The following is a 24,646-nucleotide window of genomic DNA, read 5'->3' as shown; positions in this document are numbered from 1 at the left end:
TGTTAGACAATGAGAAGCAAAGGATGTAGTAGAGATTACCTTTATATGTAGTCCCCTTCGTCTAGAGGCCTAGGACATCGCCCTTTCACGGCGGTAACAGGGGTTCGAATCCCCTAGGGGACGCCATATAAAGCTAATCTTATAGCGAATTGCTCTTTAACAATGTAAAAACAAGCTGAAAACTGAAGAGACTTTCAAGCCGGTGATAAAAGATAAAGTTTATCATTGAATTGAAGAAGTCTGAGTAGAAGAAGACTTACTTGAACAAAAGCAAGTAAGCGATTCTCAACGAATGACGATGATAGCTTTAAGGAAAAAATCCTTGAGGTTGTATAGTTAAGTGAGAAAGCGTACAGGGCGGATGCCTTGGCAATCAGAGGCGAAGAAGGACGTGCTAATCTGCGAAAAGCGTGGGTGAGTTGATAAGAAGCGTTTAACCCACGATGTCCGAATGGGGAAACCCGATAGGTGAAGAACCTATCATTGTTTACTGAATAAACTAGGTAAACAAGGCGAACCGGGAGAACTGAAACATCTAAGTACCCCGAGGAAAAGAAATCAACCGAGATTCTGTGAGTAGCGGCGAGCGAAAGCGGAGGAGCCAGTAAGTGATAGCGAGTGATTTAGGAGAATTGACTGGGAAGTCAAGCGAAACAGGGTGATAGCCCCGTATCTGAAAAATCGCGTGTGGTACTAAGCTTACGAGAAGTAGGGCGGGACACGAGGAATCCTGTTTGAAGATGGGGGGACCATCCTCCAAGGCTAAATACTCCTGATTGACCGATAGTGAACCAGTACTGTGAAGGAAAGGCGAAAAGAACCCCGGTGAGGGGAGTGAAATAGAACCTGAAACCCTGTACGTACAAGCAGTGGGAGCCCTTTGGGGTGACTGCGTACCTTTTGTATAATGGGTCAGCGACTTATATTTTGTAGCGAGGTTAACTGAATAAGGGAGCCGAAGGGAAACCGAGTCTTAACTGGGCGATGAGTTGCAAGGTATAGACCCGAAACCCGGTGATCTAGCCATGGGCAGGTTGAAGGTTGGGTAACACTAACTGGAGGACCGAACCGACTAATGTTGAAAAATTAGCGGATGACCTGTGGCTGGGGGTGAAAGGCCAATCAAACCGGGAGATAGCTGGTTCTCCCCGAAATCTATTTAGGTAGAGCCTTGTGTGAATACCTTTGGGGGTAGAGCACTGTTTCGGCTAGGGGCCCATCCCGGGTTACCAAACCGATGCAAACTCCGAATACCAAAGAGTACTGCACAGGAGACACACGGCGGGTGCTAACGTCCGTCGTGGAGAGGGAAACAACCCAGACCGCCAGCTAAGGTCCCAAAATCTATATTAAGTGGGAAACGAAGTGGGAAGGCTTAGACAGCTAGGATGTTGGCTTAGAAGCAGCCACCATTTAAAGAAAGCGTAATAGCTCACTAGTCGAGTCGGCCTGCGCGGAAGATGTAACGGGGCTAAAATATAGTACCGAAGCTGCGGCATCAATCGAAAGATTGTTGGGTAGGGGAGCGTTGTGTAAGCGGAAGAAGGTGAATCGAGAGGTTTGCTGGACGTATCACAAGTGCGAATGCTGACATAAGTAACGATAAAACGGGTGAAAAACCCGTTCGCCGGAAGACCAAGGGTTCCTGTCCAACGTTAATCGGGGCAGGGTGAGTCGGCCCCTAAGGCGAGGCTGAAAAGCGTAGTCGATGGGAAACGGGTTAATATTCCCGTACTTGGTAAAGCTGCGATGTGGGGACGGAGAAGGTTAGGTTAGCGTACTGTTGGAGATGTACGTTTAAGTTGGTAGGTGGGTAGACTAGGCAAATCCGGTCTACTGTCAACACAGAGAGATGATGACGAGGCTCTAAGGAGCTGAAGTAACTGATACCACACTTCCAGGAAAAGCCACTAAGCTTCAGGCTTTACTAAACCGTACTGAAAACCGACACAGGTGGTCAGGTAGAGAATACTCAGGCGCTTGAGAGAACTCGGGTGAAGGAACTAGGCAAAATAGCACCGTAACTTCGGGAGAAGGTGCGCTGGCGTAGTGTGAAGTTCTTTGCGAATGGAGCATGAACCAGTCGAAGATACCAGCTGGCTGCAACTGTTTATTAAAAACACAGCACTCTGCAAACACGAAAGTGGACGTATAGGGTGTGATGCCTGCCCGGTGCTGGAAGGTTAATTGATGGTGTAATCGAAAGAGAAGCTCCTGATCGAAGCCCCAGTAAACGGCGGCCGTAACTATAACGGTCCTAAGGTAGCGAAATTCCTTGTCGGGTAAGTTCCGACCTGCACGAATGGCATAATGATGGCCAGGCTGTCTCCACCCGAGACTCAGTGAAATTGAAATCGCCGTGAAGATGCGGTGTACCCGCGGCTAGACGGAAAGACCCCGTGAACCTTTACTATAGCTTGACACTGAACCTTGAATTTTGATGTGTAGGATAGGTGGGAGACTATGAAGCGGTAACGCCAGTTATCGTGGAGTCGTTGTTGAAATACCACCCTTTAACGTTTGATGTTCTAACGAAGCGCCTGAAACGGGTGTTCGGACAGTGTCTGGTGGGTAGTTTGACTGGGGCGGTCTCCTCCCAAAGCGTAACGGAGGAGCACGAAGGTTTGCTAATGACGGTCGGACATCGTCAGGTTAGTGCAATGGTATAAGCAAGCTTAACTGCGAGACAGACAAGTCGAGCAGGTGCGAAAGCAGGTCATAGTGATCCGGTGGTTCTGAATGGAAGGGCCATCGCTCAACGGATAAAAGGTACTCCGGGGATAACAGGCTGATACCGCCCAAGAGTTCATATCGACGGCGGTGTTTGGCACCTCGATGTCGGCTCATCACATCCTGGGGCTGAAGTAGGTCCCAAGGGTATGGCTGTTCGCCATTTAAAGTGGTACGCGAGCTGGGTTTAGAACGTCGTGAGACAGTTCGGTCCCTATCTGCCGTGGGCGTTGGAGAATTGAGAGGGGCTGCTCCTAGTACGAGAGGACCGGAGTGGACGCATCACTGGTGTACCAGTTGTCTCGCCAGAGGCACTGCTGGGTAGCTAAATGCGGAAGAGATAAGTGCTGAAAGCATCTAAGCACGAAACTTGCCTTAAGATGAGTTCTCCCCGACTTTAAGTTGGTAAGGGTTGTTTGAGACTAAGACGTAGATAGGCTGGGTGTGTAAGCGATGTGAGTCGTTGAGCTAACCAGTACTAATTGCCCGAGAGGCTTAACTATACAACGCTCAAGGGTTTTGGCTTGTTTTTGATTGAGAGAGTAGAGATTTTAGAGCGGAAGGTTTTAAAATCTTTAGAGAATAGAGATAAGATTTAGATGTGAGATAAAGAATTATCTTGGCGGCGTTAGTGCAGTGGACCCACCTAAATCCATGCCGAACTTAGAAGTGAAACGCTGTAACGCCGATGGTAGTGTGGGAGTTTCCCATGTGAGAGTAGGGCACCGCCAGGTTTTGAATGAGAGAAGAACGCCATTGAGGGAACTCAGTGGCGTTTTTTGTATTTGGAGGGAATAGAAGCAGAGAAGCATCACTGAGAATGAATAGGCTAGATTGAACCATAATCTAAAGATAAAAGATATTATATATAAGTATATTTAAAGGCTATTAATTATGTCTTGATATGTTTTGGGTATAAAAGACATAAGCAAGAGAAAAAAGATGCAAGAAAAATCTGTCAAAATTACACCGCACTTTGGTCTTATATGTTTAAGAAAGAATATCAAAATCACTCAAATAAGTCATATTTGAGCGATTTTGTAAGTGCGGTGCTTTTTTATTCATTATTTATTCGCCAAAATCACCGCTCTTTTTGGAGCTGGGTAGCCTTCAATCGTTTTGCTGTGATCTTGTGGATCAAGGAAATCAATCAGGCTTTCGTTTTCTAGCCATTCGGTTTTACGTTGTTCTTCAAGGCGGGTTACGGCCACATCAACACAACGCACATTGTGAAATCCACTCTTTTCTAGCCATAAAATCAAAGCATTGACAGAAGGAATAAAATAGACGTTTTTCATTTTTGCGTAACGATCTTGCGGTACAAGTACGGTGTTTTCATCACCATCAATGACTAACGTTTCAAGTACTAATTCCCCACCTACCCTTAGCTGATTTTTCAATTGAGCGAAATGCTCAAAAGGGGATTTGCGATGATACAACACCCCCATTGAAAACACGGTGTCAAACACCCCTAAAGGTTGCATTTGTTCAATACCAAGGGGAATTAAATTAGCTCGGCGATCATTATTTAACAATTTACGCACTGCCTCAAATTGGCATAAAAAGAGTTCTGTTGGATCAATGCCTACCACCATTTTGGCACCTTCGCCTAGCATTCGCCACATATGATAGCCACTGCCGCAGCCCACATCTAAAATTAAGCGATCTTTTAATGGTGCAAGGTGAGGTAGCACGCGATTCCATTTGAAATCAGAACGCCATTCGCAATCAATATGAATGCCAAAAAGGTGATAAGGCCCTTTGCGCCAAGGCATTAATTGCTTGAGATGATAAATAATGCGCTGACGCTCGCCTGCGCTAAGTTCAAAATCGCCCTCAGATTGCACCGCACTTTTTAAATTAATTTGGTTGGCGTGTAAATCAGGTAGAAAATCCACAATTTTTGCCCACTTGGTATAATCGCCGTGGGTTTGTTTTTCCCATTGTTTAAGTTGAGCGGGGAGCGTTTCAAGCCAAGCTGAAAGTGGGCTTGTGGCAATTTGTTGGTAAAAAGGACGAAAATCGATCATAATTTATAAACGGAACATTCCAAAAGAAAAGGTTAAAATTTGAGAAAGGTCATATTTTACCTGATTTGGTACTGTTATTCTATTTCCCTTTTCGTTAGACTAGCCAACAGAAAAACAAGCAAACAAGATTAATATGGAAACCGTAGAATTATTAGTTAATGTAACGCCGAGTGAAACACGTATTGCCCTTGTAGATACAGGAATCTTGAAAGAAGTACATATAGAACGGCAGGCTAAACGTGGCATTGTTGGCAATATTTATAAAGGTCGTGTAACCCGAGTATTGCCGGGAATGCAATCGGCTTTTGTGGATATTGGTTTGGAGAAGGCAGCCTTTTTGCACGCCTCTGACATTGTTTCACACACAGAATGTGTGGATGAAAACGAGAAAAAACAGTTTATCGTGAAAGATATTGCAGAGCTAGTGCGTGAAGGGCAAGATATTGTGGTGCAGGTGGTGAAAGATCCTCTTGGCACAAAAGGAGCAAGACTGACTACAGATATTACTCTGCCTTCTCGCTACCTCGTGTTTATGCCAGAAAACAGCCACGTTGGCGTGTCGCAACGTATTGAAAGTGAAGAGGAACGTGCGCGATTAAAAGATTTAGTATTGCCTTTTTGTGATGAATTAGGTGGTTTTATTATCCGTACCGCGGCGGAAGGCGCAAAGGAAGAAGAACTCTTACAAGATGCAGAATTTTTAAAACGCTTATGGCGTAAAGTAATGGAACGCCGTGCAAAATATCCAACACGTTCAATGCTTTATGGCGAACTTGCGCTTCCGCAACGTATTTTGCGCGATTTTATCGGCGTCGATCTAGAAAAAATCCGCATTGATTCTAATCTTTGTTTCAATGAAGTGAAAGAATTTACCGAAGAATTTATCCCGAGTTTAACAGAAAAATTAGTACTTCATTCTGGCAATCAACCACTATTTGATGTGTATGGAGTAGAAAATGCCATTCATACCGCATTAGATAAGCGCGTTAATTTGAAATCGGGCGGTTATCTTATCATTGAGCAAACGGAAGCAATGACCACCATTGATATTAATACGGGGGCATTCGTAGGGCATCGTAACCTTGAAGAAACGATTTTTAATACCAATATTGAAGCAACCAAAGCGATCGCCCAACAGCTTCAACTGCGCAATCTGGGGGGCATTATCATCATTGATTTTATTGATATGCAGTCAGAAGAGCATCAAACTCGTGTATTGGAATCGTTGCAAGAAGCCTTAGCGAAAGATCGCGTCAAAACCAGTGTAAATGGTTTTACTCAGCTCGGTTTAGTGGAAATGACACGCAAACGAACTCGTGAGAGCCTAGAACACGTTTTATGTGATGAATGTCCCGAATGTAGCGGACGTGGACGAGTGAAAACCGTAGAAACCATTTGTTACGAAATTATGCGTGAAATTATCCGCGTGCATCATCTTTTTGATAGCGAAAAATTTGTCGTATATGCCTCAAGAGCGGTTGCAGATTATTTAATCAATGAAGAAAGCCACGGATTAATTGCAGAATTAGAAGTCTTTTTGGGTAAACAAATTCAAATTAAGACCGAGGTTTTTTACCATCAGGAACAATTTGATGTTGTGGTAATGTAAAACTTCACTAAAAAGCACCGCACTTTGCTTATGAAGTGCGGTCTGAATATTAGAATTTTTTTCAACACAATGGCGTTCAGTTTTGTCCGCCCTATCTTTATAAGAGAAAACAATGCTAAACAAAGTAACCCAATCCCTACTTACACCAAGCCAGTTGGCGACGCAAGATTTAATAAATGTCTTTAACCTTATGGATCACCGCAATATTGATTATGCCGATTTATATTTCCAACTTAGCCAAGATGAAAGCTGGGTGTTAGAAGACGGTATTATTAAAGAAGGCGGTTTTCATATTGATCGCGGGGTAGGCGTGCGTGCAGTGAGTGGTGAGAAAACAGGTTTTGCCTATGCCGATCAAATTAACTTAGCAAGTTTACAACAATGTGCCAACGCAGTGAAAGGCATCGCTCAGCCTATGCAGCAAAGTTTTATTTTGCCACAGCCGTTTATGCCAGTTTCTGCAGTGCAGCGCTATGCAGCGATTAATCCACTGGAAAGCCTAAGCAAAGAAAAGAAAATTGAATTATTGCATCTGGTGGATCGTACTGCGCGTTCGGCTGATCCGCGCGTCACCAAAGTTTCCGCTAGTTTAAGTGCCATTTATGAAGAAGTGCTTATTGCCGCAACAGATGGCACATTAGCCGCGGATATTCGCCCTTTAGTGCGTTTGTCTATTTCTGTATTAGTTGAAGAAAATGGCAAGCGTGAACGTGGTAGTGCAGGTTGTGGGGGGCGTTTTGGGTTAGATTGGTTTTTTGAGATAGATAACGGTGAAATGCGCGCAGTGGCGTTTGCAAAAGAGGCAGTCCGTCAAGCCTTAGTCAATCTTAACGCCATTCCAGCCCCCGCTGGATTGATGCCCGTTGTGCTTGGCGCTGGTTGGCCCGGTGTGCTATTGCACGAAGCGGTCGGACACGGTTTAGAAGGCGATTTCAATCGAAAAGAAAGCTCTTTGTTTACTGGGAAAATCGGTGAATTAGTCACTTCCCCACTTTGCACTATTGTTGATGATGGTACACTGCCAAATCGTCGTGGTTCGCTCACCATTGATGATGAGGGTGTACCAAGCCAATGTAACGTATTGATTAAAGAGGGGATTTTACAAGGCTATATGCAAGATAAAATGAATGCGCGTTTAATGGGGGTCGCCCCTACGGGCAATGGTCGCCGTGAAAGTTATGCCCATTTACCTATGCCAAGAATGACCAACACTTATATGCTAGCTGGTAAAAGTAAATTTGATGATCTTATTAATTCCGTAGATCGTGGAATTTTTGCACCGCACTTTGGTGGAGGGCAAGTGGATATCACTTCAGGAAAATTTGTGTTCTCAACTTCGGAAGCTTATTTGATCGAAAATGGCAAAATTACTAAACCCGTGAAAGGGGCAACGCTAATTGGTAGTGGTATTGACGTGATGCAAAATATTTCAATGGTCGCCGACAGCGTAGAAATCGACCACGGCATTGGCGTATGTGGAAAAGAGGGGCAAAGTGTTCCTGTCGGGGTTGGACAGCCCGCATTAAAAATCGAACAAATTACGGTGGGCGGAACGAACTAACGCCTTTATGGTAAAAAACCTAGCAATAATGCTAGGTTTTTTTATTGACTATTTATTAACGTTAAATGCTTCTAAGGCTCTTAATGAATAAGTATAAGCTGCACCCGCGTTAAGGGCGATGGCGGTGGCTAATGCTGCAGCAACTTCTTCTTCCGTCGCACCTGCTTTGACTGCTTCATCTGCGTGTACTGCAATGCAACTTTCGCAACGCGTGGTAACAGCAACAGCAAGGGCGATGAGTTCACGTGTTTTAGCATCTAGTGCTGAGGCTTCCATTGCACTTGATAATGCACCGTATGCCTGTAACATTTTCGGATATTTTTTACCAAGTTCGCCGAAAGATTGCTTAACGTGGGTCTTTTCTTGTTTCCAGTCTTTAAACATTGTTTACTCCTATTTAATCAAATCATCTCTGTTTAGCTTGTGTTATTATGAGATGATTTATTCGGTCTATCTTGTAAAATCATCTCAATTTGTGGTTAAAAAGTCTAACAAAATACTTTATGATGATTGCTTAATAATAGTGAGGTAAAAATATTGGATATTTTAGATCATTTAATTGAGTTGGCGCAGATTAAAGGGGAAATTCATACCCATTGTTTATTTCAAGGTGAGTGGCAATCAGTTCAGCCAAGTGCGGCACAAAATATGGGCGTTTTCCATATTATCGTGCAGGGCGAATGTGAAGTGATTGTAAATAAAGAAAAAATTTTCCTAAAAGCCGGGGATATTTTCTTTTTACCGGAGGGAGATTTGCACTATATTCAAAGCCGACAATTTGCAGAAAAGACACCAGCGTCAATTGAAAAGCGTGAAAATGGCTTATTTCAACGGGCAAGTAATGGCTTAGATAAAAGTGATTTTGAAATGTTCTGTGGGGCGTTTTATTATGATAAACAGTCTATTTTATTCAAAATTCTGCCGCATATTTTGCATTTTTCGATATATCAAACACCAATTGAACAACTTATGGCATTATTCCGTTTTGAGGCAGAAGGAGATACACAATTTGCTGGCAGATCGATTATTAATGCCCTTTCATCCGTGCTGTTTTCTTACATTTTACGCGATTATATTGAAAAACACGAAAGCAAAATAGGGCTACTTGCGGTATTGCAAGATAAACGTTTATCCGTTGCGGTGCGTGCAATTTTGCAGCAGCCTGAGCAGAATTGGAATATGGGAAATCTTGCGAAAATTGCGAATATGTCGCGCGCCAATTTTATTCGCGTTTTTCAAAAGAAAATGGCGATTACGCCGGGAAAATTTCTGGCTCAAGTTCGTATGCAACAGGCATCAATGTTACTCAAAACGACGCAGAAAAACATTCTGACTATTGCTTTAGATATAGGTTATCAGTCAGAGGCTTATTTTAGTCGCGTCTTCAAGCAATATTATGGCATTTCGCCAAATCAATATCGTAAACAAGGAGAAACGAATGGCTGATCCACATATTCAATCACCGATGGATTGGTGTGATTATTTTACGGTCATCATTTATCGTTGCGGTTTTGTCTTAGCAGCAATAATGACGGCACTGTTACCTTATTTTCCAGAAATTGCCTATTTAGGCTTACTCTGTGCGGCGTTATGTTGTGCCTCATCATTGCATATCTATCTGAAAAATATCCGTTTTCTATTGCAATTTGCCACTTGGACAGCATTGTTATGCCATTTAGTTGGAATGCCACAATTAGCAATAGGCGGCGCGTTGCTGACACTGGGTGGGTTGTCATTTAAAGAGTATTTTTGTTTTCGTATTTTTGGATTAAATTTGCAACCTCTCTTTCTCGCTTTATTGTGGCTTGCGGAAGTCTTAAATTATTCCTTACTTCTCAATGGGTTATCAGTGATTTCTGCATTACTTTTTGCACTGCTTGCCATTCAAAAATGGCGAATGCCATTACATTTTGATATTGGGGATAAGACTAAATATCAAATTTAATCGTCGGCAACATCAAAGCAGCGAGAAATTTTATTTGCCAAGAGATGATTGTCTTGTCTGATTTCGCATTATAGAATTGAGAAACCTCATTCTTGCTTTTATAAAAGCAGGATTTTATTGATATTTTTATGAATAGGATAAAACCGTGATTTCACCTGAAAGCCAAGTGCTAGAACGCCATCTTTCTTTATTTGAAAATCGAAATGTATTATTTACTGGGGCGTTGAATGATGATTTTCCACAACAATTATGCAACAGCGCAAAATCGGTACATTGTTGGACGTGGTATTTTGATTATGCAAAAGACAAAAGTGCGGTGGATTTTTCCGTCGATTTTATACCGACTGCGGATCTTATTGTTTATTACTGGACAAAAAACAAACAAGAAAATCAGTTGCAATTAATGCAGCTTTTATCACAATGCTCACCTGAGCAAGAAGTATTGATTATTGGTGAAAACCGTAGCGGTGTGCGTTCAGCGGAAAAAATGCTTTCTCCGTTTGGTGAAATTGGCAAGATTGATAGTGCAAGACGTTGTGGGCTTTATCATTTTTGTTTGAAAAAACCACCGCACTTTGATTTAGCGAAATATTGGAAATCCTACCAGCACGCTCAATTGGGCGATCTGACCATTTTCAGTTTACCCGGGGTGTTTAGTGCAACGGAGTTAGATGTGGGAACGGCGTTATTGATTTCTACATTAGATCACCCAATTAAAGGTCGTGTGCTAGATATGGGCTGTGGAGCAGGGGTAATCGGGAGCTATATTAAGCAGCATAATCCAACGGTTGCACTGACAATGACGGACATTCACGCTTTAGCGGTTGCTTCAGCCCAGCGGACTTTCTTAGAAAATAATTTGCAGGCAGAGATTTTTGCAAGTGATGTCTTTTCTCAAATTGAAGGAAAATTTGATTTGATCATTTCTAATCCGCCTTTCCACGATGGGGTGGATACCGCATTTCGTGCCGTGTCAGAACTTATTTCACAAGCTAAATGGCATTTAAACGAAGGGGGAGAGCTGCGTATTGTGGCAAATGCTTTCTTACCTTATGCGGATTTATTGGATCAGCATTTTGGTTCGCATCAAGTGTTAGCCAAAACGAATAAATTTAAAGTTTATTCTGTTTATTATTAAGATAAAGTGCGGTAGAAAAATTTTAAATTTTCTACCGCACTTTGGTTTTGTGAGTGATTCCTTGCGCTACGTTTCTTTTTTCAGTAAGAACACGCCATAGTCAGCAAAATGAACATAGGCTTGGCTGATGGTGGGATCAAAACTATCTGGCTGGCAATTAATGAGTAACGGTTTCTCGCCCCATTGTGCGACAATTTCCCAGTGATTGCCCATATACACCGCACTTTGAATTTCACAGCGTTGTGTTGCCTCTCCTTGTTGCGAAAGACGTACCGCTTCAGGGCGAATACCGACTAAGCATTCCCCGTCTGCTAAACCGAAAGATTGCACATTGGGTAAGGAAAATGCATATTGATTGACGGTGATTGTGCCGTTTTCAAGTTTTCCGTCAAAAATGCTACTTTCCCCCATAAAATTCGCTAAAAATAATGAGTTAGGGTGTTGATAAAGTTCTTTCGCAGACGCTTTTTGCATAATTTTCCCCTTGTGCATTACGATCACTTCATCAGACACCGCAAAAGCTTCGCTTTGATCGTGAGTCACATAAAGGGAGGTAATGCCAAGGCGTTGTTGTAGTTCGCGGATTTTTTCACGCATACTACGGCGTAAATTCGCATCAAGATTGCTCAGTGGTTCATCAAATAATAGCACTTTCGGCTTTAATACGAGGGCGCGAGCTAAGGCAACGCGTTGCTGCTGACCGCCCGAGATTTGATCCACATAACGATCTTCAAAGCCGGCTAAATCGACCAATTCCAACGCTTCTTTAACACGTTGTTTGCGCTCAGCCGATCCAACGCCTTGCATACGCAAACCGTAGCCCACATTATCGCCAATAGACATATGCGGGAACAGCGCATAGGATTGAAACACGATACAAATATCACGATTTTGAATGGAAGATTTGGTTACATCTTCGCCATCAATAAAAATCTGCCCTGAGGTTGGGCTTTCCAACCCCGCGACAAGGCGCAGCACAGTGGTTTTGCCGCAGCCAGAAGGCCCAAGTAAGGTAACCATTGAGCCTTGTTTTATGGAAAGATTAAGATCATCGATCACCACCGCGTTACCAAAGGATTTGGTGACATTTTTTAATACTAAAAAATCATTATTCTTCATTTTGACAACCTAATTAATTCATTTTTTTCGCTTTAGAACGTGCAATGCGTGTATCGCCCACTAACCAATCAAATAACAAGATAATCGCCATCATTACTACGATTAAAATTGAGCCATAAGCAATGGCCACACCGTATTCACCATCTTCTACACGGTTCAAAATATAAGAGGTCGCCACTCTTGTATCTGCGGTCACTAAAAATACGATCGCACTGACTGTGGTCATTGCTCGTACGAAACTCGTTACTAATGCAGATAATAAGGCGGGTTTAAGTAATGGAAAGACAATATACCAAATGGTTTTTAATGAGCTTCCTTTTAAGGAAAGTGATGCTTCATCAAGGGATTTATCAAGCTGTCCTAAACCTGCCACAGCGGCGCGCATACCCACAGGCATATTACGCATAACCATTGATAGCACAATGATAATGCTCGTTCCTGTAAGATAAATTGGGGCATTGTTAAAGGCAAGAATATAGGAAACCCCAGCCACGGTTCCGGGAACGGCAAAACAAAGTAAGGTTAAAAACTCAAGGGTTTTCTTACCTTTAAAATCACGGCGTACCGTAATGTAGGCAATCAGCAAACCAAAAATTGCGGTGATAGGGGCGGCGGTGGCGGCAAAAATCACTGTATGAATAAGTGATGGCCAAGCACCATCACTAAAGCCTTGCCCAAACAAGGTGAGATAGTGTTTAAAGGTGAAGGTGTAATCCACTCCCCAGTTCATTGTGAAGCTGCCATAGAAAATACTGCCGTATAACACCGCATTAAACAGTACCCAGAAAGCAAGGGTAAAAATAATGAAAAATTTCATCGCACTTGGTAAATCTTGTACATCGCCACGATAAGATTTACCGGAAACCGTAACGTATGAACGATTACCTATCCACAAATATTGGATAATAAAAATACCTAAGGAAAAAATTAATAAGAGACTTCCTAAAGTACTCGCTGAAGCATAATCTAACTGTGAACCTGCAATATAGAAATAAATTTGTGAAGAAATCACATCAAAACTACCGCCTAATACAAGTGGGGTACTAAAATCGGCCAAGGATTGGATCGCGACCACTAAAAACGCATTGGCGAGTGCGGGTTTGAGTAGAGGAAAAATAATATTAAAAAAGGCTTGGTAGCGATTTGAGCGTAGCGTGTAAGCTGCCTCTTCAATAGAGGGATGAATAGATTTTAGCGCACCTTCTAAAATCATAAATGCCATAGGTGTCAGCGCGAGGGTGTGAGCAATGATAATCCCGGTAAACCCATATAACCAGTTGCTACTAAAGCCAAAATATTCTACCAAAAATTCAGTCACATAACCTGAACGCCCAAGCATTAAGGTTACGCCTAACCCTACCACGAAAGGCGGGGTAACAATGGGTAAAATGGAGAAAATTTTTCCGATGATTGCGGTGCGTTTCGCAATACGTGTCGTATAAAGAGCGAAAATTAAACCAAATAATGTCGCTAAAACCCCCACCGTGATTGCCACACTGAGCGAGTTACCGATAATCCGAATAATATAAGGTTTTTCGATAATGCTGATCACTTGGCTTGGCACAAAGTCCCCATTGTCATAAAACATTGAGACAAAAATTGCCAAAGTTGGATAAACAATAAAAAAGAAAATCAGCAAGACAATGCTAATTAGCGAGGCGATGATAAATTTATCCCCTTGCATTACCTTCATTTTTGCTAAACCTTGCGTTGCAAGAGCAACCAGGCTTAACATTAAAATAAAAATAGCATAGCCGAGATTGAATTTTTCTATGGTGGCAGAAATAAAGATGAACAGGAAAATTGCCAAAACTGCCATAAATTCGGCAATGCCCTGTTGCCGTTCGCCTTTTTCTTTGAAAACAGCTGAAAAGATGGGTACGAATGCTAATGATGCAAACCAAAACCAACTTAAATTAAAGCTTGCCCAGCCCATTGCTTCATAAATTTCATCCGCAGTAGATTCTGCTAAGCCATAATACAACGCCATCGAAGGCAAGCAGATAAAACCCAACAGCGCGAGCAAAATCCAAAATAGGCTACAATTAAACATCTGTGACAGCTTTTTCATAACATCTCCGTGAAACACCTATTATTTCGCCAATTTTACTTCATTTACCCATCTGTCAATGAGATGACGACGTGTTTCGTTTGAACCAAATTTATCAAAATTATAATCGATCAAATTCAAATCAGCAGGTTTAAGTGCATAAGGTGAAGGTTCAGCATTAATGTTTGTCGCAACGTGATGAGATTGGGCTTCTTTCCAAGATAATTCTTGCGCCTCTTTTGACATTACCCAATCAGCAAATCGTTGTGCATTTTTTAGGTTGCGTGCATTTTTGATAATACTTACCCCCCCTAACTCATAGCCCGTTCCTTCGCAAGGTACGATCAGTTCAATTGGCGCACCTTGTTGTTTTTCAAAAGAATAATTTTGTAAAAAACCAATACCAATCGCGGTTTCACCTCTTGCTGTGTTGCGTGAAGGGGCTGTCCCTGCTTTTGGATATTGTGAAATATTTTGATGGATTTGTTTGAGGTAATCAAAGGCTTTATCTTCTCCCCAAAGCTGTGTAAAAGTTGCTATTGCCGTATAAGCCGTGCCAGAGCTTTGTGGATCAGCAATTTGCACTTCATTTTTTAGGCGAGGATCTAATAGGTCTTTCCAACACGTTGGTATTTCTGTGATGCCTAGTTTTTTCAAACGTTCTGTATTAACGCCAAAACCTAAAACCCCCATATAAATAATAGAACTTTTTCCATTCCCAAGTTTTTGGAATTGTGTCATTACTTCATTGCGTTTTGGAAAATCATAAGGCGCAATTAAGCCCAACTCTCCCGCTTGGAGGTGTGTATCAAAAGGGCCGCCAACCCAAACATCGGCTTGAGGATTATTTTTTTCAGCCTCCATTTTGGCAAGCGTGCTACCAGAGCTATTGCGAATAAAAGAAGTTTTTACCTTATATTTCTGCGCAAATCCTTGCACCGCTTTTTCGCATACAATATTTTGTGCGCTACAATAAACCACTAAGCGCCCCTCAGCAAAAGCCCGATTAGAAAGACTTAATCCTGCTAGTAATAGACTAGATAAAATTAGATTGGACGTTACTTTTTTCATTACCCACCTCACTATGCTAAGGCTAAATTACTGTGCTAATTTTACTTCATTCACCCATTTGTTAATTAGGCGTTTGCGTTCTTCGGAGGCACCGTATTTTTCAAAATCATAATTGATTAAATTAAGTTTAGTTGGATCAAACGCCGTAGGGGATTGTTCTGCGGTGATATTCGTGAGGGTTTGGAAAGCACGTCCTTTTTTCCAGGCTAATTCTTGGCCTTCTTTCGACAAGGCCCAATCCACAAATAATTTGGCGTTATCTAAGTTGCGCGCACCTTTTAAGATACTCACACCGCCTAGTTCGTAACCTGTTCCTTCGCAAGGGACAACTAATTCAATTGGCGCACCTTGTTGTTTTTCAAGGGCATAGTCGTGTAAGAATCCTATCCCTACGGTGGTTTCGCCTCTTGCCGTATTGCGTGAAGGTGTGATGCCCGATTTGGTATATTGGGAGATGTTCGGATGAAGTTGTTTAAAGAAATTGAAAGTTTGATCTTCTCCCCATAATTGTACAAAGGTCGCAATTGCTGTGTAAGCTGTACCTGAGCTTTGTGGGTCAGCCACTTGAATTTCACCTTTTAAGCGAGGATCGGTCAAGTCTTTCCAGCATTTAGGGACATCTTTGATGCCTAATTTTTTCAAGCGTTCAGTATTCACACCAAAGCCTAAAATACCCATATAAATCGCAGAGGTATAATTGCCTTTGACTTTCGCGGGATCTTGGAATTTTGGCATAATTTGTTTGACATTCGGTGAACGATAGGCTTCCAATAAACCAAGTTCTCCTGCTTGAGATTGCGGATCAAGCGTACCACCGTACCATACGTCCGCTTGAGGATTTTTCTTCTCGGCTTCAATTTTGGCAAAGGTGCTGCCTGAACCATTACGGATAAAAGAGGTTTTAACATCAAATTTTTGACCGAAGGCTTGGGTTTCAGCCTCGCACATTTCATTCGTTGCGCTACAATATACCACTAAGCGTCCCTTGGCTTGTGCTTGCACAGTGAATATTAAGGCTGACGTGGCAAGTGCGGTGGAAATTGCGAGAGAAATTGCGTTACCTTTCATTGTCGTACTCCTTATGGTTTGTCGAGAAAAGCGGCTATCTTATTGATTAATCTTAATTAAATGCGGTTAATCCTATCTGAATGGGATAAAAAATGCTGTGAGCAACATCACAAAATAGAAGATTTCTTTCGTTTTATTTCATTAAAAGGGGGAAACTATTATCAAAAAGTGAATTTTTTCTTTATAATTCGCAAATTATTCATTCGCTTAATTGAATCCTATTATGTCAGATCAAGATTGCATTATTATTGCTATTGCAGGGGCTTCCGCATCAGGAAAAAGCCTTATTGCTTCGACCATTCATAAAGAACTTCGTGATGAACTCAGTTGCGAAGACATCGGCATCATTTCCGAAGATAGCTACTATAAAGATCAAACCCACCTTGCTTTTGAAGAGCGCATTAAAACCAATTACGACCACCCAAATTCAATGGATCGTGATTTATTATTGCAACATTTGCGCACATTAAAAGCAGGCAAGGCGGTAGATATTCCCGTTTATAGCTATGTAGAACACACGCGTACTGGTGAGACCACCCATTTCAAACCAAAGAAAGTGATTATTTTAGAAGGGATTTTGTTGCTCACAGATGAACGCATTCGCCAAGAGGCGAGCATTTCTGTGTTTGTCGATGCACCATTAGATATTTGCTTTATCCGTCGTTTAAAACGCGATATGGAAGAACGTGGTCGTTCTTTACAATCGGTCGTGGATCAATACCGAGCAACGGTTCGTCCAATGTTCTTGCAATTTATCGAACCGTCGAAACAATATGCGGATATTGTTGTTCCTCGTGGTGGGAAAAACCGTATTGCAATCAATATGTTAAAAGCACAGATTTTGCATCTACTGAAAGGCAAATAGGGGATAACAATGAGATTATGTGATACTGACATTGAACGTTATTTAGATCAAGGTATTATCAGCTTAACGCCACGCCCAGATAATGACAAAATCAATGGCGCAACAATAGATGTCCGTTTAGGTAATTCTTTCCGTGTATTTCGTGAGCATACTGCGCCTTATATTGATTTAAGTGGCAAAAAAGAAGAGGTTTCCGCCCAGCTTGAAGCGGTGATGAGTGATGAAATTCTCATTGATGACGGTGAGGCATTCTTTCTTCACCCGGGGGAACTTGCCCTTGCTACCACTTTTGAAGCCGTATCTTTGCCCGCAAATATTATCGGTTGGCTAGATGGACGCTCTTCCCTTGCTCGCCTAGGGTTGATGGTTCACGTTACTGCACATCGCATTGATCCGGGTTGGAATGGGCGAATCGTGTTGGAATTTTATAATTCAGGTAAATTGCCTTTAGCACTGCGTCCAAAAATGGTGATTGGCGCATTAAGTTTTGAAGTGCTAAGTGGTGAGGCAGCCCGCCCTTATAATCGCCGTCAAGATGCGAAATATAAGGATCAGCAAAATGCGGTAGCCAGCCGTATTGATAAGGATAAATAAGCAATGAAAAAGAAAATAATATGGCTAATCGCACTGTTGTGTGTTGGGCTATGTTTTCTTTTTTGGCAGAAATCACGTTTAACCGCACAACTTTCTGCACAGCTTGCGCAACATCATATCCAAGTGACGAAAGTAGAAAGTCAGCTTTTCCCTACTCAATTATCCTTACATCAAGTTAAGTTTCAACAAAAAGCGCGGTGGTTTTTTTTCGAAAAAATTGTGCTTGAATTCAATCCTATCACCTTGCTTAGTGGTCAGCTTACGCTGAATGAGCTTCAGTTGCATAATGGCAAAATGGCAGGTTCTCAATGGCAAGGGCTAAATGTTAGTCTAACCCCCAGCGCACTTGCTTGGCAGGATATTTCCCATTTATTCAATGCGTTATCACAAAATGCCTCATTGAATTTAACCTCTCCTTTGCAAATGGCGTTTAGCGCACAGGCAACACGAAATGAAAGTCAACTCCATTTACAAGGAAACTTGCAACTTTCCAATAATGGCTTAACTTTTCAGCAAATTGCCGGGCTGTGGCAGTTTGAACAGCCACTTTATGGCGATGTGAATACAGTGGTATTGCAATTATCACAAGGGAATTTACACAGTGAAACCCAAAACCAAACTCAGCATTACCAACTTGATTTTACGGATCTTAGCATTAATCAAATACCATTTTCGCAGGGAAAAATTCTGCTGGAATTTCAACCGCACTTTATAAATGGCAACCTTGCCTTGTTATCACAAGGGAATATGAACTTCCAATTTAATCAAGAATCACAACGTTTGCAGTTTTCCGCACAGAATATCGCCATAGAACAATGGCTAGCATTGTTGAAATTACCCGTATTGGCAACAGGGCAAGCTCAATTAAAAGGAGAAATGGAACTGGTTGCACAGAAAATCAAAAAAGGGCAGGCGAGTTTACAGATTACCAATGGCAAAGCGAAAAATGTCAATCTGTTAGCCATCGTGGCACAACGTTTGCCGATTAATTATGATACAGAACGCTTGCAAAATATGGATTCGCCTTTTGAACTGTTGAGTACCCAATTAATCTGGGATCAGCAAACAATGCAATGGCAAAATTTACAATTACACGATGCTTATTTTCAACTGGCAGGCGAAGGGACAGTGGATCAAGTCAGCCAGCAATGCGATTTTCGCGTTAATCTCAATTTGCGTGAGAAAAAATATCAACAGATCCAACTGCCGTTACATTTCTTTGGTGATTGCTATTCGCCACAATATCACATTGAGTCCACGCAAGGATTAAAAAAACAACTTAAAGCGCTATTGAAACAACATTTTTCCCATTGAGAAAAACCCAAACTTCTATGCTAAAATAGCCCCCTTTTTTGCTAACCCCAATTAACAATGTTATCTCCCAAAATTGTTCGCCGTGTAAAATTATGGCGCGTTATTTGTATGGCGTTTTCCGCGTTTATTTTCAACACCACCGAGTTTATCCCAGTGGCACTATTATCGGATATCGCGAAAAGTTTCCAAATGCCCGTCAGCCAAACTGGGCTGATGATCACCATTTATGCGTGGATTGTTTCCTTGCTTTCCTTGCCCTTTATGCTACTAACCGCAAAGCTAGAACGGCGTAGCTTGCTGATTAAACTATTTATTCTGTTTATCTTGAGCCACATACTGTCCTGTGTGGCGTGGAATTTTCACGTATTGCTGATTTCTCGCATTGGCATTGCAATCTCTCATTCCGTGTTCTGGGCAATTACCGCCTCGCTTACAGTACGCCTTGCACCGAAAGATAAAAAAGCACAAGCGCTCGGTTTGTTAGCAATGGGCAGTGCATTAGCAATGGTGTTAGGTTTACCTTTAGGGCGTATTATTGGACAATGGCTGGGTTGGCGAACCACCTTTGGCGTGATTGGCGTAGTGGCATTTATCGTATTGATTTTTCTCTATAAATTATTACCGCACTTAGTGAGTAAAAATGCCGGTTCATTGAAAAGTGTTCCGATTTTATTTAAACGTCCACTCTTAGTTGGATTATTTGTTCTTACCGCCATTGTGATTTCAGCTCATTTCACCGCATATAGCTATGTTGAACCTTTTATGATCCAAGAAGTGACTATTGCGCCAACAGAAACGACCCTGATTTTATTGCTGTTTGGTTGTGCTGGAATGATCGCAAGTTTTTTATTTGGTCGCTTTCATCGCTTTGGGCCCGCAAAATTTTTACTTATTGCAATGGTAAGTCTAAGCCTTTCCTTGTTTTCATTGCTAATATTAAAACAGCATTCTGCGTTCACCTATCCATTAATTTTATTATGGGGAATAGGTATTGCAGGGATTGGATTAAGTTTACAGATCCGTATTTTACAACTTGCTCCCGATGCAACAGATGTCGCAATGGCAATATTTTCAGGGATTTATAATATCGGCATTGGTGGCGGCGCATTATTAGGGAATCAAGTGATGCAACATTTGGGATTATCTTATATCGGCGTGGTTGGTGGAATATTGGCATTATTTAGTATGCTGTTATTTTTATTTATTCATTTACGTTATCGTTATTTGCCAATCCAGATAACGCAATAATTAAGTGCGGTGGAAAAATAGCTCATTTTTCTGTAGGTAATAAAAAAGGCGATGGTTGATCGCCTTTTATTTTAATTATTTCTTTGATTTTTTTATAAATTTCATCAAACGTTTACGCTTACGCAACTGATTTGGGGTCAATTTATTGCGTTTCCCTGCAAATGGGTTACTGCCTTCTTGGAACAGTAAGCGAATTGGTGAGCCAATGATTTTTAGACTGCGACGATAATAGTTTGATAAATAACGTTTATAGCTATCTGGCAGGCGATCAATTTGGTTGCCGTGTACCACAATAATTGGTGGATTATAGCCACCCGGATGAGCGTATTTTAATTTGATTCGGCGACCACTCATCATCGGCGGTTGATGTTCATCAGTTGCCATTTGTAGGATACGAGTGAGCATTGAGGTGGTCATTTTTTGCGTGGCGCAAGCATAAGCCTCTTTAATGGAATCAAAGAGATTACCCACACCGCTACCGTGTAATGCGGAAATAAAGTGAACTCTTGCAAAATCAATAAAATCTAGACGACGATCTAATTCTGACTTTACACGATCTTTAACCTCTTGATCTAAACCGTCCCACTTGTTTACCACGATGACTAAAGAACGCCCCGCATTTAAGATGAAGCCGAGTAAGGAAAGATCTTGGTCGGAAATCCCTTCACGCGCATCAATGGTGAGCAGTACCACATTGGCTTCTTGAATTGCTTGTAAGGTTTTGATTACAGAGAATTTTTCTACTGTTAAATGCACCTTGCCCCGTTTACGCACGCCAGCGGTGTCGATGATCGTGTAATGCTGACCATCACGTTCCATCGGAATAGAAATGCTATCTCGTGTTGTACCGGGGAGATCGTAAACCACGACGCGATCTTCACCTAAAATACGGTTCGTTAGGGTAGATTTACCCACGTTAGGACGCCCTACAATAGCAATTTTGATATTTTGCTCTTGCTCGCTTTCTTCTTCCTCCTCAAGGGCTTCATCTAAAAGCTGGCTATCTTCTTCGTTGTTGAAATCAAACTCGTGATCCCATTCATCTTCTTGGTTTTCTTCGTTATTTTTCACCGCACTTTGGTTTTGCGTTGCTTCTTTTTCCGCATTCTGTTCAGCAAGGGGGGCAAGTACTTGTTCCATTAACGCGTTCACGCCACGCCCTTGTGAAGCGGCGATTTGTACAATTTCGCCTAACCCAAGCTGATAAAATTCAGCACAATGTGAATCGGCATCAATACCGTCAGTTTTATTGGCAACCAGCACGGTGGTTTTATTTTGACGTTGGCGTAAATATTGGGCGATGCCAATATCGGCAGAAGTTAGTCCAGCACGTGCATCAACAAGAAACAATACAATGTCAGCTTCTTCAATGGCAAGTAAGGATTGCTCAGCCATTTTTTCTTCAACGCCTTCTTCGGTACCGTCAATACCGCCCGTATCGATCACGATAAAATCATAACCAGCAATATTGGCTTGACCATATTTACGATCGCGTGTTAACCCTGGGAAGTCGGCAACAAGGGCATCACGAGTACGTGTTAGGCGATTAAATAAGGTGGATTTCCCCACATTTGGGCGACCCACAAGGGCAACAACAGGAGTTGTCATAAAAAACCTCTATCTTCGTTAGGGCAAATTTTCACGGCAAAAACAAAGTGCGGTGAAAAAATAACAAGTTTTTTGCAAAATTGGCTAATTATAGCGGATTTTACCCTGAATGAGAAATGGCTTATTGGATAGGTTAAAGGCTAACTAGAAGGAAGTATTTTTAGCAAAATGTTAAAATTTTTTGTGATCGCTGTCATAATTTCTTAACAAATATTTTACTAAATCGATTAAATCAGCATAGAATGGCGACCCAGTTAAGTCATAAAATTAATTATTGATGGAGTAGTTTGTATGGCTCTTTTTTTGAGTATTTTTCCTATTGTTTTATTAATTTATTTAATGGTAAAACGTAATGCGTTGCCATCTTATGTTGCTTTGCCGTGGATTGCGGTAGTGGTATTAATTATTCAATTTATTTTCTTCGGTACAGATATTGCCACTGTGAGTGCCAATATTACTGCGGCATTGGTGGCGGTTCAAACGCCAATTACGGTGATTTTCGGGGCAATTTTATTTAATCGTTTTTCTGAAACCTCAGGGGTAACGAATACATTACGTAAATGGTTGGGAAACATTAATCCAAACCCTGTTGCACAAATTATGATTATCGGTTGGGCATTCGCGTTTATGATTGAAGGAGCTAGTGGTTTCGGAACACCCGCCGCAATTGCTGCCCCAATTTTAGTGGGACTAGGTTTTCCGCCATTAAAAGTGGCGATGTTAGCCTTAATTATGAACTCGGTTCCCGTTTCTTTCGGGGCGGTAGGTACGCCAACTTGGTTTGGATTTGGGCCTTTACACCTTAATGAAGGGCAAATTTTAGAAATTGGTTCAATGTCAGCATTAATTCATTCTTTTGCGGCATTAATTATTCCATTAATGGCATTACGTTTAATTGTCGGCTGGAGTGAAATTCGTAAAAATCTTGTGTTTATTTATATCAGTATTTTTGCTTGTGTGGTGCCTTATTTCTTATTAGCACAAGTGAATTATGAATTTCCATCATTAGTGGGTGGGGCAATTGGCTTGTTGGTGTCTGTATTCGTGGCGAATAAAGGCATCGGTTTAGCAAAAGTGGAAAATAACCTTGACGACAATGCAGTAAGTATGGGGCAAGTGGTAAAAGCCTTATTGCCAACAGGGTTACTCATTGCGATTTTGATTGTAACACGTTTGCAACAATTACCATTCAAAGCAATGATGAACGATGCGACAACTTGGCTTAGCGTGCAATTAGGCTCATTAGGTTTATTTGAAATTAGCCACGGCTTGATTTTCAGCTTAAAACACATTTTTGGCACATCAGTTAATGCAAGCTATAAATTGCTTTATGTGCCAGCATTAATTCCATTTGTGGTAACCGTATTAATTTCTATCCCATTATTTTCATTGTCGGCAAGTAAAACCAAAGAGATTTTTATGGGAAGCTTAAGACAAACTCGTAATCCATTTTTAGCACTCGTTGGGGCATTAATTATGGTGAATTTAATGCTTGTGGGTGGCGATAATTCAATGGTGAAAATTATCGGTCGAAGTTTCGCTGAAGCCACAGGGGAATACTGGACATTATTTGCTTCTTACTTAGGTGCGGTAGGGGCATTCTTCTCTGGCTCAAATACGGTTTCTAACCTGACCTTTGGTAGTGTTCAACTTTCCACAGCAGAAATTACGGGCTTGTCAGCCACCCTTGTGCTTGCCTTACAATCTGTGGGCGGCGCAATGGGGAATATGGTATGTATCAATAATATCGTTGCGGTAAGCTCAGTATTAAATATTGATAAACAAGAAGGCACGATCATTAAGAAAACCATTATACCAATGATTGTTTATGGTATCATTGCCGCACTTGTTGCATTATTTATTATTCCACTTTTCTTTAACGTTTAGTGCGAATTATTACAAATCAGGCAGAGGCAACTTTGCCTGATTTCTTCATTTCTATTTGATTATGTTGGAGTAATTTATGAACGTAAATTTTTACGTTACTTGTATCGCTGATGTTGTGAAAGCCGGCGTTGCAAAAAATACAGTATTATTACTAGAAAAATTGGGCTGTCATATTGTTTTCCTTGAAAAACAAGGTTGCTGTGGACAGCCTGCGATTAACAGTGGTTATACCAAACAAGCCTTAGCAGGAATGAAAAACTTGGTAGAGACCTTTGAAGTGAATGATTACCCTATCGTTGCCCCAGCTGGCTCTTGTGTTTACGCAATTAAAAATTATCCTGAATATTTTAACCGTTTTGGTGAGGTTGAGTGGGCTGAACGTGCGCAGAAAGTGTCTGATCGTTTTTATGATTTAACGGATTTTATCGTTAATAAATTAGGCGTAACTAATGTGGGTGCGAGATTAACGGGAAAAGCAGTTTATCACCCTTCTTGTAGTTTAAGCCGTAAATTAGGTATTGTGAACGAACCTTTAACCTTATTACAAAATGTGAAAGGGCTAGAATTATTGCCAATTCATAATCAAAGCACTTGCTGTGGTTTCGGTGGAACATTTTCCGTCAAAATGGCAGAAATTTCTGGTGAAATGGTTACAGAAAAAGTGGCGCATATTACTGAGGTTGAGCCAGACTATTTAATCGGTGCAGATGTGAGTTGTTTGCTCAATATAGGCGGACGTTTAAGTCGTGAAGGCAAAAAGGTGAAAGTGATGCACATTGCCGAAGTATTAATGCAGGAGGAAAAATAAG

18 protein-coding genes, 1 tRNA gene and 2 rRNA genes are annotated in these 24,646 nt (G+C 41.5%); 14 read left to right on the top strand and 7 right to left on the bottom strand.

The genetic code is table 11. The features are described 5' to 3' along the window. Window positions 1-50 precede the first annotated feature (50 nt). The 3 genes from L4F92_RS09725 to rrf all read left to right on the top strand — a co-directional run bounded on the left by L4F92_RS09725 (window position 51) and on the right by rrf (window position 3,464). Window positions 51-126: transfer RNA gene (locus L4F92_RS09725), tRNA-Glu, on the top strand. Window positions 127-334: 208 nt separating this feature from the next. Beyond that, window positions 335-3,233 (top strand): 23S ribosomal RNA (locus tag L4F92_RS09720). Between the two features lie 115 nt (window positions 3,234-3,348). After that, window positions 3,349-3,464 (top strand): 5S ribosomal RNA (gene rrf / locus L4F92_RS09715). A gap of 330 nt (window positions 3,465-3,794) precedes the next feature. Here rrf and cmoB read toward each other — a convergent pair. After that, window positions 3,795-4,760, bottom strand: coding sequence for a tRNA 5-methoxyuridine(34)/uridine 5-oxyacetic acid(34) synthase CmoB (gene cmoB, locus L4F92_RS09710; protein ID WP_250363569.1), 966 nt, complete (start codon window positions 4,758-4,760; stop codon window positions 3,795-3,797). Window positions 4,761-4,893: 133 nt separating this feature from the next. Between cmoB and rng the strand changes: the two genes are divergently transcribed. Together rng and tldD are read left to right on the top strand one after the other, a co-directional pair. After that, a complete protein-coding gene (gene rng / locus L4F92_RS09705) occupies window positions 4,894-6,369 on the top strand; it encodes a ribonuclease G (protein ID WP_250349504.1) in 1,476 nt (491 codons plus the stop codon). A 112-nt stretch (window positions 6,370-6,481) separates the two neighbouring features. After that, entirely contained in the window at window positions 6,482-7,930 is a 1,449-nt protein-coding gene (tldD, locus tag L4F92_RS09700) for a metalloprotease TldD (protein ID WP_250363568.1), read from the top strand. A gap of 48 nt (window positions 7,931-7,978) precedes the next feature. Here tldD and L4F92_RS09695 read toward each other — a convergent pair whose 3' ends face one another. Then, window positions 7,979-8,314, bottom strand: coding sequence for a carboxymuconolactone decarboxylase family protein (locus L4F92_RS09695; RefSeq protein WP_250349506.1), 336 nt, complete (start codon window positions 8,312-8,314; stop codon window positions 7,979-7,981). A gap of 153 nt (window positions 8,315-8,467) precedes the next feature. Here L4F92_RS09695 and L4F92_RS09690 point away from each other — a divergent pair, with 153 nt between their 5' ends. The 3 genes from L4F92_RS09690 to rsmC all read left to right on the top strand — a co-directional run bounded on the left by L4F92_RS09690 (window position 8,468) and on the right by rsmC (window position 11,013). Continuing rightward, window positions 8,468-9,376, top strand: coding sequence for a helix-turn-helix domain-containing protein (locus L4F92_RS09690; RefSeq protein ID WP_250363567.1), 909 nt, complete (start codon window positions 8,468-8,470; stop codon window positions 9,374-9,376). Then, the gene (locus tag L4F92_RS09685; RefSeq protein ID WP_250363566.1) at window positions 9,369-9,875 is read left to right on the top strand and encodes a DUF2301 domain-containing membrane protein; all 507 of its coding nucleotides are present in this window, start codon (window positions 9,369-9,371) and stop codon (window positions 9,873-9,875) included. The genes L4F92_RS09690 and L4F92_RS09685 overlap by 8 nt, the downstream gene beginning before the upstream one ends. Before the next feature lie 145 nt (window positions 9,876-10,020). Then, window positions 10,021-11,013 (top strand): 16S rRNA (guanine(1207)-N(2))-methyltransferase RsmC, encoded by a 993-nt coding sequence (rsmC, locus tag L4F92_RS09680; protein WP_250363565.1) that lies wholly within the window; start codon window positions 10,021-10,023, stop codon window positions 11,011-11,013. 66 nt (window positions 11,014-11,079) lie between these two features. Here the strand turns inward: rsmC and fbpC are convergent, their stop codons facing one another. From fbpC to L4F92_RS09660, 4 genes are read right to left on the bottom strand one after another with little or no spacing between them, the layout of a single operon-like run. Beyond that, window positions 11,080-12,132: a ferric ABC transporter ATP-binding protein gene (gene fbpC / locus L4F92_RS09675; RefSeq protein ID WP_250363564.1), complete on the bottom strand. Its 1,053-nt coding sequence runs from the start codon at window positions 12,130-12,132 to the stop codon at window positions 11,080-11,082. Window positions 12,133-12,145: 13 nt separating this feature from the next. After that, the gene (locus L4F92_RS09670; protein ID WP_250363563.1) at window positions 12,146-14,203 is read right to left on the bottom strand and encodes an ABC transporter permease; all 2,058 of its coding nucleotides are present in this window, start codon (window positions 14,201-14,203) and stop codon (window positions 12,146-12,148) included. A 21-nt stretch (window positions 14,204-14,224) separates the two neighbouring features. Further along, entirely contained in the window at window positions 14,225-15,253 is a 1,029-nt protein-coding gene (locus tag L4F92_RS09665; RefSeq protein WP_250363562.1) for an ABC transporter substrate-binding protein, read from the bottom strand. A gap of 27 nt (window positions 15,254-15,280) precedes the next feature. Further along, window positions 15,281-16,321: an ABC transporter substrate-binding protein gene (locus L4F92_RS09660; RefSeq protein ID WP_250363561.1), complete on the bottom strand. Its 1,041-nt coding sequence runs from the start codon at window positions 16,319-16,321 to the stop codon at window positions 15,281-15,283. Window positions 16,322-16,544: 223 nt separating this feature from the next. On the opposite strand from L4F92_RS09660, the gene udk reads away from it, so the two are divergent. Genes udk through L4F92_RS09640 form a run of 4 tightly spaced genes read left to right on the top strand, consistent with a single transcriptional unit; the run spans window position 16,545 to window position 20,342 of the window. Further along, on the top strand, window positions 16,545-17,186 hold the full coding sequence (udk, locus tag L4F92_RS09655) for a uridine kinase (RefSeq protein ID WP_250363560.1): 642 nt from the start codon (window positions 16,545-16,547) through the stop codon (window positions 17,184-17,186). Between the two features lie 9 nt (window positions 17,187-17,195). Next, window positions 17,196-17,780, top strand: coding sequence for a dCTP deaminase (dcd, locus tag L4F92_RS09650; RefSeq protein ID WP_250363559.1), 585 nt, complete (start codon window positions 17,196-17,198; stop codon window positions 17,778-17,780). A 3-nt stretch (window positions 17,781-17,783) separates the two neighbouring features. Beyond that, complete coding sequence (locus L4F92_RS09645; RefSeq protein WP_250363558.1) at window positions 17,784-19,094, top strand: hypothetical protein; 1,311 nt, start codon at window positions 17,784-17,786, stop codon at window positions 19,092-19,094. Between the two features lie 57 nt (window positions 19,095-19,151). Beyond that, window positions 19,152-20,342 (top strand): sugar transporter, encoded by a 1,191-nt coding sequence (locus L4F92_RS09640; RefSeq protein WP_250363557.1) that lies wholly within the window; start codon window positions 19,152-19,154, stop codon window positions 20,340-20,342. Window positions 20,343-20,417: 75 nt separating this feature from the next. On the opposite strand, the gene der is transcribed toward L4F92_RS09640, so the two are convergent. Next, window positions 20,418-21,950 (bottom strand): ribosome biogenesis GTPase Der, encoded by a 1,533-nt coding sequence (gene der, locus L4F92_RS09635; RefSeq protein WP_250363556.1) that lies wholly within the window; start codon window positions 21,948-21,950, stop codon window positions 20,418-20,420. A 291-nt stretch (window positions 21,951-22,241) separates the two neighbouring features. Between der and L4F92_RS09630 the strand changes: the two genes are divergently transcribed. Both L4F92_RS09630 and L4F92_RS09625 read left to right on the top strand, forming a co-directional pair. Beyond that, window positions 22,242-23,837, top strand: coding sequence for a lactate permease LctP family transporter (locus L4F92_RS09630; RefSeq protein WP_250349518.1), 1,596 nt, complete (start codon window positions 22,242-22,244; stop codon window positions 23,835-23,837). 76 nt (window positions 23,838-23,913) lie between these two features. Continuing rightward, window positions 23,914-24,645: a (Fe-S)-binding protein gene (locus tag L4F92_RS09625; protein WP_250349519.1), complete on the top strand. Its 732-nt coding sequence runs from the start codon at window positions 23,914-23,916 to the stop codon at window positions 24,643-24,645. Window position 24,646 lies beyond the last annotated feature (1 nt).

It is taken from the genome of Avibacterium sp. 21-595, from assembly GCF_023611905.1.
Classification (GTDB): domain Bacteria; phylum Pseudomonadota; class Gammaproteobacteria; order Enterobacterales; family Pasteurellaceae; genus Avibacterium.
The sequence above is the reverse complement of the archived record's forward strand: the minus strand, read 5'-3'. Positions and strand labels throughout refer to the sequence as shown.

Coding starts and splice junctions, on each gene's coding strand:
- cmoB (WP_250363569.1), bottom strand. CDS start 4,760: ATGATCGATTTTCGTCCTTTTTACCAACAAATTGCCACAAGCCCACTT.
- rng (WP_250349504.1), top strand. CDS start 4,894: ATGGAAACCGTAGAATTATTAGTTAATGTAACGCCGAGTGAAACACGT.
- tldD (WP_250363568.1), top strand. CDS start 6,482: ATGCTAAACAAAGTAACCCAATCCCTACTTACACCAAGCCAGTTGGCG.
- L4F92_RS09695 (WP_250349506.1), bottom strand. CDS start 8,314: ATGTTTAAAGACTGGAAACAAGAAAAGACCCACGTTAAGCAATCTTTC.
- L4F92_RS09685 (WP_250363566.1), top strand. CDS start 9,369: ATGGCTGATCCACATATTCAATCACCGATGGATTGGTGTGATTATTTT.
- fbpC (WP_250363564.1), bottom strand. CDS start 12,132: ATGAAGAATAATGATTTTTTAGTATTAAAAAATGTCACCAAATCCTTT.
- L4F92_RS09670 (WP_250363563.1), bottom strand. CDS start 14,203: ATGAAAAAGCTGTCACAGATGTTTAATTGTAGCCTATTTTGGATTTTG.
- L4F92_RS09665 (WP_250363562.1), bottom strand. CDS start 15,253: ATGAAAAAAGTAACGTCCAATCTAATTTTATCTAGTCTATTACTAGCA.
- L4F92_RS09660 (WP_250363561.1), bottom strand. CDS start 16,321: ATGAAAGGTAACGCAATTTCTCTCGCAATTTCCACCGCACTTGCCACG.
- udk (WP_250363560.1), top strand. CDS start 16,545: ATGTCAGATCAAGATTGCATTATTATTGCTATTGCAGGGGCTTCCGCA.
- dcd (WP_250363559.1), top strand. CDS start 17,196: ATGAGATTATGTGATACTGACATTGAACGTTATTTAGATCAAGGTATT.
- L4F92_RS09645 (WP_250363558.1), top strand. CDS start 17,784: ATGAAAAAGAAAATAATATGGCTAATCGCACTGTTGTGTGTTGGGCTA.
- L4F92_RS09640 (WP_250363557.1), top strand. CDS start 19,152: ATGTTATCTCCCAAAATTGTTCGCCGTGTAAAATTATGGCGCGTTATT.
- der (WP_250363556.1), bottom strand. CDS start 21,950: ATGACAACTCCTGTTGTTGCCCTTGTGGGTCGCCCAAATGTGGGGAAA.
- L4F92_RS09630 (WP_250349518.1), top strand. CDS start 22,242: ATGGCTCTTTTTTTGAGTATTTTTCCTATTGTTTTATTAATTTATTTA.
- L4F92_RS09625 (WP_250349519.1), top strand. CDS start 23,914: ATGAACGTAAATTTTTACGTTACTTGTATCGCTGATGTTGTGAAAGCC.